The 12,981-nt window shown below is 65.1% G+C and carries 10 protein-coding genes; 3 read left to right on the top strand and 7 right to left on the bottom strand.

The window, feature by feature from the left end:
- Positions 1–6: 6 nt before the first annotated feature.
- The gene (locus WDB71_RS14635; protein ID WP_341502336.1) at positions 7–1,254 is read right to left on the bottom strand and encodes an efflux RND transporter periplasmic adaptor subunit; all 1,248 of its coding nucleotides are present in this window, start codon (positions 1,252–1,254) and stop codon (positions 7–9) included.
- Positions 1,255–1,483: 229 nt separating this feature from the next.
- Here WDB71_RS14635 and WDB71_RS14630 point away from each other — a divergent pair, with 229 nt between their 5' ends.
- Together WDB71_RS14630 and WDB71_RS14625 are read left to right on the top strand one after the other, a co-directional pair.
- Positions 1,484–2,836: a sigma-54 dependent transcriptional regulator gene (locus WDB71_RS14630; protein ID WP_341502335.1), complete on the top strand. Its 1,353-nt coding sequence runs from the start codon at positions 1,484–1,486 to the stop codon at positions 2,834–2,836.
- Positions 2,826–4,103, top strand: a complete 1,278-nt coding sequence (locus WDB71_RS14625; protein ID WP_341502334.1) for an ATP-binding protein — start codon at positions 2,826–2,828, stop codon at positions 4,101–4,103. The genes WDB71_RS14630 and WDB71_RS14625 overlap by 11 nt, the downstream gene beginning before the upstream one ends.
- Here WDB71_RS14625 and glnG read toward each other — a convergent pair.
- The 5 genes from glnG to glnA all read right to left on the bottom strand — a co-directional run bounded on the left by glnG (position 4,100) and on the right by glnA (position 10,027).
- Positions 4,100–5,467, bottom strand: coding sequence for a nitrogen regulation protein NR(I) (glnG, locus tag WDB71_RS14620; protein WP_341502333.1), 1,368 nt, complete (start codon positions 5,465–5,467; stop codon positions 4,100–4,102). The two genes, WDB71_RS14625 and glnG, sit on opposite strands and share 4 nt — an antisense overlap.
- Positions 5,464–6,486, bottom strand: coding sequence for a nitrogen regulation protein NR(II) (gene glnL, locus WDB71_RS14615; protein ID WP_341502332.1), 1,023 nt, complete (start codon positions 6,484–6,486; stop codon positions 5,464–5,466). The genes glnG and glnL overlap by 4 nt, the downstream gene beginning before the upstream one ends.
- Before the next feature lie 103 nt (positions 6,487–6,589).
- Positions 6,590–7,123 carry a DUF4124 domain-containing protein gene (locus WDB71_RS14610; RefSeq protein ID WP_341502331.1) on the bottom strand — a complete coding sequence of 178 codons (534 nt, stop codon included), beginning with the start codon at positions 7,121–7,123 and terminating at the stop codon, positions 6,590–6,592.
- 146 nt (positions 7,124–7,269) lie between these two features.
- A complete protein-coding gene (locus WDB71_RS14605; RefSeq protein WP_341501879.1) occupies positions 7,270–8,463 on the bottom strand; it encodes an ISL3 family transposase in 1,194 nt (397 codons plus the stop codon).
- A 151-nt stretch (positions 8,464–8,614) separates the two neighbouring features.
- Positions 8,615–10,027: a glutamate--ammonia ligase gene (gene glnA / locus WDB71_RS14600; protein WP_341502330.1), complete on the bottom strand. Its 1,413-nt coding sequence runs from the start codon at positions 10,025–10,027 to the stop codon at positions 8,615–8,617.
- 274 nt (positions 10,028–10,301) lie between these two features.
- Here glnA and typA point away from each other — a divergent pair, with 274 nt between their 5' ends.
- Complete coding sequence (gene typA, locus WDB71_RS14595) at positions 10,302–12,137, top strand: translational GTPase TypA (protein WP_341502329.1); 1,836 nt, start codon at positions 10,302–10,304, stop codon at positions 12,135–12,137.
- Positions 12,138–12,204: 67 nt separating this feature from the next.
- Here typA and WDB71_RS14590 read toward each other — a convergent pair whose 3' ends face one another.
- Complete coding sequence (locus WDB71_RS14590; RefSeq protein ID WP_341502328.1) at positions 12,205–12,663, bottom strand: YbjN domain-containing protein; 459 nt, start codon at positions 12,661–12,663, stop codon at positions 12,205–12,207.
- Between the last annotated feature and the right edge of the window lie 318 nt (positions 12,664–12,981).

Here is a 12,981-nt window from a genome sequence, read left to right as displayed (position 1 = left end):
CTTTTCTTAGTCGTTGAAATTCAGTCGTTCTTTGTCCTGGAAGCTCTGGTAACTGGAAATCACCACCTGCTCGCCCTGGCTGAGGCCGGCGCGGACCTCCAGATGGTCGCCGCTTCGCTTGCCAAGGGCAATGGCACGCTTCTCGGCCTGCTTGCCGCTGGCGTCGAGCACGAAGATCCAGTTGCCGCCGGTGTGGTGGAAGAAGGCGCCCTTGGGGATCACCAGGGCCTGGCGGGCCTCCTCGTCCAGGTTCAGGGTCAGGTTCAGGGACTGGCCGCGGCGCAGGGCCGGGGTCTGGCCTTCGAAGGCCAGCTCGATCTCGAACTGGCTGTTGACCACCCGGCCGGACACCTTGGTCAGGGTCAGCCGGTGGGGCTGGCCGTCCACCTCGACCCGGGCGCTCATGCCCGGCTGCACCTGGCTCAGGTAGTACTCGTCGATCATGGCGGTGACCTTGAAGTCGTCGGTGAGATCCAGCTGGCCGAGGCGGGCGCCCGGGGCCTTGGATTCGCCCTGCTCGGCCTCCAGCATGCTCAGGAAGCCGTCCGCCGGCGCCTTGATGGTGAGGTTCTCCAGGTTCTGGCGGGCCACCTCCAGGTTGCGGCTGAGCTGCCTGCTGCTGTCCTCCAGCTGGGCCAGCTGGATCTGGCGCAGGGCCTCGTCCTGCTGCTGCTTGGCCAGGGTCAGCTCGCGCTTGCGCTGGTAGTAGGCCAGGGTTTCCCGGGTCTGGGCCAGCAGCTCGTCGGAGACGAAATCCCTGTCCTTGAGGCGCAGCTGCTGCCGGAGCTGGCGTTCCAGGGTGGCTACCTGGTGGTCTATCTCCAGCAGCTGGCTCTGCAGGCTGAGGCGCTCGGTCTCCATGTTGAGGCGGGTGTTGCGCAGGTTGTTGAGCTGCTCGGCCACGTCCGCCTCACGGCTGATCACGCTCAGCAGCAGGCCGGAGTTGGACAGCTCCACCAGCGGCTGGCCCTGCTTGACGAAGGTGCCCGGCTCCACCAGGCGGCGCTCCACCCGGCCGCCCTCGATGGCGTCCAGGTAGATGGTGCGCCTGGGCTGGACCCGGCCCCGCAGCTGCACGGCTTCGTTGATGACCTGGCTTTCCACCCTGGCCAGGCGCACGGCCGTCCTGTCCAGGGTCAGGCTCTGGCCGCCGTCTTGGGCGGTGATGGCCCAGGCGCCGGCCAGCAGCAGGGGCGCCAGGGCCAGGGGCCAGAAGCGGCGCAGCGGTTTCTTGGGGGCGATCTGTTGGTCCATGGCAAAAACTCCGTTCGGGCTATGCCAGGGTTATTGCCAGGACCGTGCCATGATAAAAACCACTTTTGAAACAATGATCTATGGCCTTTTGGCTGGTTCGGCGTCCCCATAAGTGTCCGCTGGCGAACACCGGGGTGTTCGATATCGGACAGGGCGAACAGGCCGCAAGGGCTTTATTTGCAAGGCCTTTTGCTTATGATGTGGGCAATTCAGGACAATCCCCGGGCCCATGGACAAGCATCCCGCCAAGATCCTGGTCGTCGACGACAACCAGGACATCCTCACCGCCACCCGACTGCTGCTGAAAAAGCGCTTCGCCCTGGTGCAGACCAGTACCGATCCCCGCCAGTTGCCGGTGCTGCTGCGCCAGGAGGACTACGATCTGGTGCTGCTGGACATGAACTTCAGCCGAGATGCCGCCAGCGGCGAGGAAGGGCTGCACTACCTGGGCGAGATCCTGGCCCAACAGCCGCGGCTGGCGGTGGTGATGATGACCGCCTACGGCGAGCTGGAGCTGGCGGTGCAGGCCATGAAGCTGGGCGCCAGGGACTTCATCACCAAGCCCTGGCAGAACGACGGCCTGCTGGAGCGCCTGTACGGGGCCCTGGATGCCCGCGAGCAGGCCCCGGCCGCACCCGCCGCCCCTGCGGTGCAGCCGGCCTTCCTGGGCCAAAGCCCGGCCATGGCGAAGGTCTTCGCCACCCTCGACAAGGTGGCGGCCACCGACGCCAACGTGCTGATCCTGGGGGAAAGCGGCACCGGCAAGGCCCTGGTGGCCAGGGCCATCCACCAGAAGTCGCCCCGGGCCCAGGGACCGCTGGTGACGGTGGACATGGGCACCCTCAGCGACAGCCTGGTGGGTTCGGAGCTGTTCGGCCACGTCAGGGGCGCCTTCACCGACGCCAAGAGCGACCGCCAGGGCCGCTTCCAGCAGGCCCAGGGCGGCACCCTGTTCCTGGACGAGCTGGGCAACCTGCCCCTGGCCCAGCAGAGCCAGCTGCTGACCGCCCTGCAGGAGCGGCGCATTCGGCCTGTGGGGGCCAGCCAGTGTATCGACATCGATATCCGCCTGATCTGCGCCACCAACGACGATCTGGAGGCCAGGGTGGCGGACGGCGGTTTCCGCCAGGATCTGCTCTACCGCATCAACACCGTCGCCATCCGGCTGCCGCCGCTGCGGGAGCGGCCCGAGGACATCCCGCTGCTGGCGGCCCACTTCCTGGCCCGTTTCCAGGCCCGCTACCACAGGCCGGCGCTGTCCCTGGGCCAGGCCGAGCTGGCGCTGCTGTGCCGCTACCCCTGGCCCGGCAATGTCCGCGAGCTGGAGCACGCCATGGAGAAGCTGGTGATCTTGAGCGGCGACGGCCCCCTGGATCTGGCACTGCTGGAGCTGAACACCCCGGCCCAGACGGTGGCGCCGGCGACCGGGCCGGATCTGGCCGAGCTCAACCTGGAGCAGCTGGAGCAGCTGGCCATCCAAAAGGCCCTGGACGAGCACCAGGGCAACATCAGCCGCGCCGCCAAGGCCCTGGGCCTGACCCGGGCGGCGCTGTACCGACGGCTGGAAAAATATGCCCTCTAGGAACCTGCCGCTGCTGCTGGCTGCCCTGGTGCTGCTGAGCGGCGGCCTGGTCTGGCTGCTGCTGGCCACCTCGCTGAAGGCGCCGGTGCTGCTGGTGGCGCTGCTGCTGGCCTGGCTGCTGTGGTGCGTCCAGACGTTGTGGCAGGAGCAGCGCCGCCGCCAGGGCCAGCTGCTGCAGGCGGCCCTGGCCGGGGATCTGCCGGCCGGGGAGCTGGCGGCCCTGGCCGAGCCGGCCGTGCGCAGCCGGTTGGAGCGGCTGGTTCAAGACCAGCAACGCAGCCGTCGCCAGGAGGAGCGCCAGGCCCTGTACCTGGAGGCGGTGCTGGAGCACCTGGAGGTGGGGCTGGTGCTGGTGGACGAGCGGGGACTGCTGGTGCGCCACAACAGGGCCTTCAGGGCCCTGCTGGGCGGGCCCGTGCCGAGGGCGCTGGCGGGGCTGCCGGCGCCGCTGCGGGACTTCCTGGCCCAGGGCCGGGGCCAGGCGGTGCTGGAGTGGGAGCAGCAGCGGCTGGCGGCCCGCCTCGGTGGCTGCCAGATCCTGGGCCGGGAGCTGAGGCTGCTGACGCTGCAGAACATCCGCCAGGAGCTGGATCTCAGCCGGCAGCAGGCCTGGCGGGAGCTGGTGCAGGTGCTGACCCACGAGATGCGCAACTCCATCGCCCCCATCGCCTCCCTGGCCGAGTCCGCCGAGGGACTGCTCGAAGGCCCGCTGGACGAGGAGGACGGCGCCGATCTGGCCGAGGCCCTGGCCACCATTCGCCGCCGGGCCCTTTCCCTGGCCGACTTCGTGGACGACTTCAAGCAGCTGTCGCGGCTGCCAAGGCCCAGGCCGGCGCCTCTGGAGGTGAAGGCCTGGGTGGACGAGGTGCTGGCCCTGCACAAGTCCGAGCTGTCCGGCATCGAGCTGCAGCTGGCACTGCCAGAGGGGCTGCAGCTGCATGGGGACAGGGCCCAGCTGGAGCAGCTGCTGATCAACCTGGTGCAGAACGCCTGCCAGGCCCTGGCCGGCCAGGAACGGCCGCGGCTCGTCATCCGCGCCTGGCGTGATGAGCAGAGCCAGGTGCGGCTCAGCCTGGCCGACAACGGCCATGGCGTCACCCGGGAGGCCCTGAAGCAGATCTTCGTGCCCTTCTTCACCACCAGGCAGGGCGGCTCGGGTATCGGCCTCAGCCTGGCCCGGCAGATCATGCTGGCCCACGGCGGCCAGATCGACGCCGACAGCCCCCCCGAGGGAGGCTTTCGCATTACCCTGAGCTTCCCGCTCTAGTCCTGCTCCTTGAGCTTGCGGGTCAGGGTGTTGCGGCCCCAGCCCAGCAGCTGGGCGGCGGCCTGCTTGTGGCCCTGGCTGTGGGCCAGGGCCACTTTGATCAGGGTCTGCTCCAGGGCCGCCTGGGCCTTGACCGCCAGTTCGCTCTCGCCGCTGGCCAGGGCCTGCTCGGCCCAGTCCGCCAGGGCCTGTTGCCAGCCGTCTTGGGCCTGGTCGCCGCCGCTGAGGTCATCGGGCAGATCGCTTGCCAGGATCTCCTGGCTGGCGGCCATCACCGTCAGGTAGCGGCAGCAGTTTTCCAGCTGGCGGACGTTGCCGGGCCAGGGCAGGGCCACCAGGGCGTCGAGTGCCGCCGGGGCCAGGCGCTTTTCCGCCACCCCCAGCTCCCGGGCGGCCTTGGTGAGAAAATGCCTGGCCAGGCGGGGGATATCCTCGGGCCGCTCCTTCAGCGGCGGCAGCTGGATGCGGATGACGTTGAGGCGGTGGAAGAGATCCTCACGGAAGCGTCCTTCCCGGACCCTTTTTTCCAGGTTCTGGTGGGTGGCGGCGATGATGCGCACGTCCACCCTGACCGGATCGACGCCGCCGACCCGGTAGAACTGACCCTCCTGCAGCACCCGCAGCAGACGGGTCTGCACGTCCAAGGGCATGTCGCCTATCTCGTCCAGGAACAGGGTGCCGCCGTCGGCCTGTTCGAAGCGGCCGGTGCGGCGGCCGGCGGCGCCGGTGAAGGCGCCCTTCTCATGGCCGAACAGTTCCGACTCGATCAGCTCCGCCGGTATCGCGGCCATGTTGAGGGCGATAAAGGGCCTGGCGCTCCTTGGGCTGTGGCGGTGCAGGGCCTGGGCCACCAGCTCCTTGCCGGTACCGCTTTGGCCGTTGATCAGCACCGCTACCGAGGAACGCGACAGCCGGCCAATGACCCTGAACACCTCCTGCATGGCCGGGGCCTCGCCGATGAGATCCGGCAGGGCCTGGGCAGCGGCCAGTGTGGCTTCCTCCCCGGGGCGCTCGGCGGCGGCGCGCCTGACCAGGGCCAGCATCTCGTCCAGGTCGAAGGGCTTGGGCAGGTACTCGAAGGCGCCGCTCTGGTAGGCGGACACCGCCGAGTCCAGATCCGAGTGGGCGGTCATGATGATCACCGGCAGCTGCGGGTATTGCTCCTGGAGCAGCTCGGTAAAGGCCAGGCCGCTCATGCCCGGCATGCGCACGTCGGTGATCAGCACCTCTGGCCTTTCCCGGGCCAGGGCCTGCAGGGCCGTTTCCGCATCCAGGAAGGCGGTCACCTCCATCTGCTGCTGGCTCAGTGAGCGTTCCAGCACCCAGCGAATGGCGGCATCGTCGTCGACAACCCAGACCTTCATAGGGCGTCCTCCAGTGGCAGGTAGATGGAAAAGCGGGTCAGGCCGGGGCGGCTGTCCACCTCGATGCGGCCGCCGTGCAGGCTGATCAGCGACTGGCTGATGGACAGGCCCAGGCCGGAGCCTTCAGGACGGCCGGTGACCAGGGGATAGAAGAGGGTCTCGCGGATGGGGGCGGGAATGCCCGGGCCGTTGTCCTCGATGTCGATGCGCGCCGCCAGCTTGTGGCGCACCCCCTGCAGGGTCACCCCGGACTCGACCCTGGAGCGCAGCCGGATCCGGCCTTGGCTGCCCAGGGCCTGGACGGCATTCTGCATGATGTTGAGCACCGCCTGCTGCAGCTGGTCGCCGTCGCAGATCGGCTCCGGCAGGGAGGGGTCATAGTCCCGCACCAGCTCGATGCCCTTGGGCGCCTCCAGGCGCACCAGCTGCACCACCTTCTCCAGGATCTGGTGCAGGTTCTGGCGCACCCGCCTGGGGGCCTGCCTGGGGCCCAGCAGCCGGTCCACCAGGGCGGCCAGGCGATCCACCTGGCCCAGGATGAGGTCGGTGTATTCCTTCTGCTCGGCAGGCAGCTCCAGGGCCAGCAGCTGGGCGGCGCCGCGCATGCCGCCCAGGGGGTTCTTGATCTCATGGGCCAGGCCCCGCACCAGCTCCTGGCTGGCCTGCTGCTGGATGGCCTGGAAGGCCTCTAAGGAGAGCCGCTTGAGCTGGTCTATGGGGGTCAGCTCCAGCAGCAGCCGCTTGGGGGCGCCGTCCAGCAGGGATACCGACAGTTCCAGATCCAGGGTGCCCAGGTTGCAGTCGGTGTCGATGAAGCCCTGGCCGCTGGCCAGCACCTGCTGCAGCCGGGCCGGATCCAGGCGGCCGGCCAGCAGCTCAGGCAGGGGCTGATCCTGCAGGCGCTGCCGGGACAGGCCCAGCAGGGATTCGGCCGCGCCGTTGACGTAAAGCACCTGCAGCTGCCGGTCCAGCACGATGACGCCGGTGAGCAGGTTATCCAGCACCTGTTGGGTTTCCATGGGGCCTCCAGAGACTTTGCACCAAAATGGTGCATCAGTTTTGCCCTGGAGTAAAGGCGCAAAAAAAGGCGGCCGCAGCCGCCCTTGTCGCTGGCAGAGTGGCTCAGAGGCCGCTCGGCTTGGTCAGCACCGAGATGCGGTGCAGGAAGAAGGTGCGCGGCTCGCTGACGGCCACCTCACGGCCTGTCCTGTCCAGCAGCTTGACCTGGAGCCGGTGCTCGCCCCGGTCGACGTTCTCCAGGGTGAAGTTGAGCGGGCCGTTGCCCTGCTGGGGAACGCCGTCCAGCAGCACCTGCAGCTTGTAGCTGGGCAGGAACATGGGCGCCACCTTGATGGACACGGGCACATTGCCCTCGTTGTCCCGCACCGTCTCCTCCTGGGTCGGGGAGACTATGGTCACCTCGAACTGGGGCAGGTCCGCTTCCTGCTGCTCTGGCCGGTCGAGGATACTGGTGTCGACGGCGTCCATCCGCACCTGGCTGGACTCGTCCACCACCACTTCCTTGGCCTTGGGATGGGGCTTGTCGGAGTAATGGACAACGCCGTTTTCGTCGGTCCAGGTATAGAGCTTGCCGTCCCCGGCCAGGGTGCCGAAGCCGATAACCAAGGTACTGATTAGCAATAGGATCTTTTTCATAGCCAGGTTCCCGATCGGTATGGGTACATTCTAGCCAAATGGAGGTGGCTGTCAGCAACCGAGGCGAAATTTTGGATCCGCAAAATGCCAAGTGACCATGACAGTTGGAGGCGCGGCGGCGGTAAAAGTGCCGCCATAAAAAAGGTTCATCGCGGATCTCCGGGGAAGGCGGCTTTTATCTTCAGGAAGAAGTACTCCAGATCCCGATAGCCATAAGCCATCCGCTTCATCAGTTTGATTTTGTTGTTCATCCCCTCCAGCCGGCAGGTATGGAGGGGATAGCTGGCGGAAGCGACTATCCCTGGCAAGTAGGGTTTTAGCTTACGGGCGAACTGCAACAGCGGCGCGATGCCACTTTCCTCCACCTGCTGCCACCAGAGCCGCCATTGGCGATGGGCCGTTTGCTCATCGCGGCAGTACCACAGCGCCTTCAACTGCTCCTTGAGCACGTAGACCACCATCAGATCACGGTTGGCGGCCAGCAAGGCTTCGAGGCGGCCACGTTCCTTGTCATTGAGATTGCCCTCGTTTTTGAGCAACACCCAGCGGCTACGCTTGATATGACGGCGGGCCTGCTGCTCGGTGCCCTGGGCCTTGGCACAGTCGAGCCGCACCCGGTCAATCACCTCCCGGCCATACTTGGCCACCACATGGAACAGGTCGTAGACCACCCTGGCGTTGGGGCAATGCGCCTGCACCTCCAGATCGAAGGCGGTGTTCATGTCCATCGCCACGGCCTCGATCTGCTGACAGCGTTCGCCTAGCCGCTCGAAGAAGGGCCGGATGCTGCGGCGACTGCGTCCCTCGCCTATCCACAACACCTGGTGGGTATCCGCATCGGCGATGACGGTGGCGTAGCGGTGGCCCTTGAACAGGGCGAACTCATCCATGACCAGTCGTCGCAACCGGGACCAGTCGGGCTCGGTGACCTGCCGCTGCAGGCGGCGCTTGTCGATGGCCTTCACGGTGTGCCAGTGCAGCCCCAGCAGTTCACCGACCTGCTTGACCGGCAGTAACGCCAGTAGGCGTTCGGCGTAGCGTTCCAGACGGCAGCTCAAACGGGCGAAGGGACGCAGCCAGGAGATGTGTTCGGTCCCTCGGCCGCACTGATGGCAGTTAAGCCGTCGCACCGGCACCTTGAGGGTCACGGTATGGTCCATCAGTGCGCGATCGGCGACCGTTCTCCAGGTGGTGTCGTGGACGGCTTGGGCCAGCTTGCCGCAACGACAGCAGGGCGGGCGATTGGGGCTGAGGTGAATGGTGAGATGTTGGTCGTGTTGCTCTATGTGGTCGGGGCTAAAGCCTTCCCACAGCTCGAACGGAAGGGTAAGCTGCGACATCGAAAACGGCTGGTTGGTTAGTGTCTTTGTTTGGCGACATCACAATAACCTATCCAGCCGTTTTCACATCTATTCCCCGCTAATGTGCGAAGAACCATAAAAAAGCCCGCCTGGTGGCGGGCTCTTGGCAAGCAAGGAAAGAGGAAGTCTCTTACACGGAGTAGTACATCTCGAACTCGACCGGGTGGGTGGTCATGTTCAGGCGTTCCACTTCCTGGCGCTTGAGGTCGATGTAGGCATCGATCATGTCGTCGGAGAAGACGCCGCCACGGGTCAGGAACTCGCGGTCCTTGTCCAGGCAATCCAGGGCCTCTTCCAGGCTGGAAGCCACGGTGGGGATCTCGGCCGCTTCTTCGGCGGGCAGGTCGTAGAGATCCTTGTCCATGGCGTCGCCGGGGTGGATCTTGTTCTGGATACCGTCCAGGCCGGCCATCAGCATGGCGGCGAAGGCCAGGTAGGGGTTGGCGGTCGGATCCGGGAAGCGGACCTCGATGCGGCGACCCTTGACGCTCGGCACGTGGGGGATACGGATGGAGGCGGAGCGGTTGCGGGCGCTGTAGGCCAGCATTACCGGGGCCTCGAAGCCGGGCACCAGACGCTTGTAGGAGTTGGTGGAGGCGTTGGCGAAGGCGTTGATGGCCCTGGCGTGCTTGATGATGCCGCCGATGTAGTAGAGGGCCTCTTCGGACAGGCCGCCGTACTTGTCGCCGGCGAAGATGTTGACGCCATCCTTGCTCAGGGACTGGTGCACGTGCATGCCGGAGCCGTTGTCGCCGACCAGGGGCTTGGGCATGAAGGTGGCGGACTTGCCGTAGGCGTGGGCGACGTTGTGCACCACGTACTTGTAGATCTGGATCTCGTCGGCCTTGGTGGTCAGGGTGTTGAAGCGGGTGGCCACTTCGTTCTGGCCGGCGGTGGCCACCTCGTGGTGGTGGGCTTCACAGACCAGGCCCATCTCTTCCATCACCAGGCACATGGCGGAGCGGATGTCCTGGGCGGAGTCGACCGGGGCCACCGGGAAGTAACCGCCCTTGACGGTGGGGCGGTGACCCATGTTGCCTTCTTCGTATTCGCGGCCGGTGTTCCAGGAGGCTTCCTCGGAGTCCAGCTTGTAGAAGGCGCCGGAGATGTCGGAGCCGTAGCGGACGTCGTCGAACAGGAAGAATTCCGGCTCGGGACCCATCAGCACGGTGTCGGCGATGCCGGTGGACTTCAGGTAGGCCTCGGCGCGGTGGGCAACGGAGCGGGGGTCACGGTCGTAGCCCTGCATGGTGGCGGGCTCGACGATGTCGCAGCGCAGGATCAGGGTGGCCTCTTCGGTGAAGGGGTCCATGACGGCGCTGTTCAGGTCCGGCAGCAGCACCATGTCGGAGTCGTTGATGCCTTTCCAGCCGGCGATGGAGGAGCCGTCGAACATCTTGCCGTCTTCCAGGAAGTCCATGTCCACCTGGTGGTGGGGGATGGAAACGTGCTGCTCCTTACCCTTGGTGTCGGTAAAGCGCAGGTCGACAAACTTCACTTCGTTCTCTTTGATGAGATCCAGTACGTGCTCTACAGAAGACATTCGGCATAACCTCCGGTGATGAATTTTTTGCGACGACGCGCAACTGGCCCAATGGACTACAAAAAGCCTGCCAACTTTATAACTTATTGATTAAAGGTAAATTGATGTGGATCTTGCCGGTGCGCCCAGGTGCCAATTGCACTGCTTTGGTGCGGGTGTTGCACTGTCTTGGTGCGACCCCCTGTGACGGCACCGACACAAGTTAAGCACAGTGCTGTTAAAGTTGCGTGGAGCGAGTACAATAGCGGCCATTTTTTGAGCCGAGGCCACCTTTGTGATCGACAACCTTCGTAATATCGCCATCATCGCCCACGTCGACCATGGCAAGACCACCCTGGTAGACAAGCTGCTGTCCCAGTCCGGTACCCTGGAATCCCGCGGCGAGCTGGATGAGCGCGTCATGGACTCCAACGACCTGGAGAAAGAGCGCGGCATCACCATCCTGGCGAAGAACACCGCCATCCGCTGGACCTCCCCCGAAGGCCAGGAATACCGCATCAACATTGTTGACACCCCGGGACACGCCGACTTTGGTGGTGAGGTAGAGCGGGTGCTGTCCATGGTGGACTCGGTACTGCTGCTGGTGGACGCCCAGGAAGGCCCCATGCCCCAGACCCGCTTCGTGACCCAGAAGGCTTTCGCCCAGGGCCTGAAGCCGATCGTGGTGGTCAACAAGATCGACAAGCCCGGCGCCCGTCCCGACTGGGTCATCGACCAGGTGTTCGATCTGTTCGACAACCTTGGCGCCACCGACGAGCAGCTGGACTTCCCCATCGTCTACGCCTCCGCCCTGAACGGCTGGGCCAGCAATGCCGATGACGAGGTGGGTACCGACATGACCCCGCTGTTCGAAGCCATCGTCGGCAAGGTCGCCAAGCCGGACGTGGACTTGGACGGCCCGCTGCAGATGCAGATCTCCCAGTTGGACTACAGCTCCTACGTGGGCGTGATCGGCATCGGCCGCATCAAGCGCGGCAAGATCAAGGTCGGCCAGCAGGTCACCGTAGTGGGTGCCGACGGTGCCAAGCGTAACGGCAAGGTCGGCCAGGTGCTGGGCTACATGGGCCTGGAGCGCTTCGAGACCGACGAGGCCACCGCCGGCGACATCGTTGCCATCACCGGCCTGGGCGAGCTGAAGATCTCCGACACCGTCTGTGACGTGGCCGCCCCCGAGGCACTGCCGGCCCTGACCGTGGACGAGCCCACCGTGACCATGAACTTCTGCGTCAACACCTCGCCCTTCTCCGGCCGCGAGGGCAAGTTCGTCACCTCCCGCCAGATCCTCGACCGCCTGACCCAGGAACTGAAGCACAACGTGGCCCTGCGCGTGGAAGAAACCGCCGATCCCGATACCTTCATGGTGTCCGGCCGTGGTGAACTGCACCTGGGCGTGCTGATCGAGAACATGCGCCGCGAAGGCTTCGAACTGGGCGTGTCCCGTCCCCAGGTCATCATCCGCACCAACGAGGCCGGCGAGAAGGAAGAGCCCTTCGAGACCCTGACCGTGGACGTGGAAGAGCAGCACCAGGGCAGCGTCATGGAGGCCCTGGGCCTGCGCAAGGGCGAGCTGAAGAACATGGACATCGACGGCAAGGGCCGGGTGCGCATCGACTTCATCATCCCCGCCCGTGGCCTGATCGGTTTCCAGACCGACTTCATGACCATGACCTCAGGCACCGGCCTGATGTACCACAGCTTCGATCACTATGGTCCCCACAAGGGCGGCGTGATCGGCCAGCGCAAGAACGGCGTGCTGATCTCCAACGCCACCGGCAAGGCCCTGGCCTATGCCCTGTTCAACCTGCAGGAACGCGGCCGCCTGATGATCGGCCACGGCGCCGAGGTGTACGAAGGCCAGATCATCGGCATCCACAGCCGTGACAACGACCTGACCGTGAACTGCCTCAAGGGCAAGCAGCTGACCAACGTCCGTGCCGCCGGTACCGACGAGGCGCTGACCCTGACCCCGCCGGTGAAGATGACCCTGGAGCGTGCCCTGGAGTTCATCGACGACGACGAGCTGGTGGAAGTAACCCCCCAAAGCATCCGCATCCGCAAGAAGCTGCTGACCGAGAACGACCGCAAGCGCGCCTCCCGTTCCAAGGACTAAGCTCCGCTTGTTGCAGACGTGGAAACGGCGCCCTTGGGCGCCGTTTTTTTAGGTTGTCGCTGTCCCGTCACAGGCCCAGGACTTCCTGCTTGAAGCCCTTCATGGCTACCTGCCACCAGTTGAAGGTATCTTCCAGGTTCATCTCGCTGACGCCATGGTCGATGTTGACGGCCATCTGCAGTATGGGATCGCCCTCGCTGTCGATAAAGGCCTTGCCGAATTTCTTCTGGCTGTTCCAGCGGTTGACGTCGCTCAGTGTCACCTCGGTGCCACTCCAGCCGGCATTGAACTGGATATCGTCGCAGCTTTTGCCGTCTTTGCAGCCGTAGAAGAAGATGCTGTAGCCAATGCCCTCGATGCGGCCCCGGATCTTGGGATCGCCGGCCGAATCCTTTTCCAGCACGGCGCTGCCGTAGCCCTTGGCGATGTTGAGGATGGCCTGGGGATCCTTGGCGGTGATCATGGCGGCGTTGGCCTGGGTCGACAGCAGGGCCAGGGCGGCCAGCGGCAAAATCTTTTGGTACATGAAGGCTTCTCCTTGTCCACCCAAATTGGCTTCACTCTTGGCTCCGGGCGGCAGGAGCCAACAGCGGTGCCGGTCGGCACCGGCAAGAGATGTAGAAGCGCCAAGGAGTCTGGAACCAGATACTGCCATCCCTTGCGCCACGGGAGCCGGCTTTCCTACCGGCGCTGTCTTATTCATAGCAGCAGTAGTTTAGGAAGATCAAATACTTGCCTGGTGCTGTCATCATCGAGCGGGGGGAACCGGTGCGGATCTCTCATCCGCATCTGGTGTGCAAAGGCCGCCAGGGACAAGGTGCCCGCCGGGACATGTTTTGACACA

Origin of the sequence: Gallaecimonas sp. GXIMD4217 (genome assembly GCF_038087665.1) — a bacterium.
GTDB lineage: Bacteria > Pseudomonadota > Gammaproteobacteria > Enterobacterales > Gallaecimonadaceae > Gallaecimonas.
Note: the sequence above shows the minus strand (reverse complement) of the source record. Positions and strands in the feature narration are given on the sequence as shown.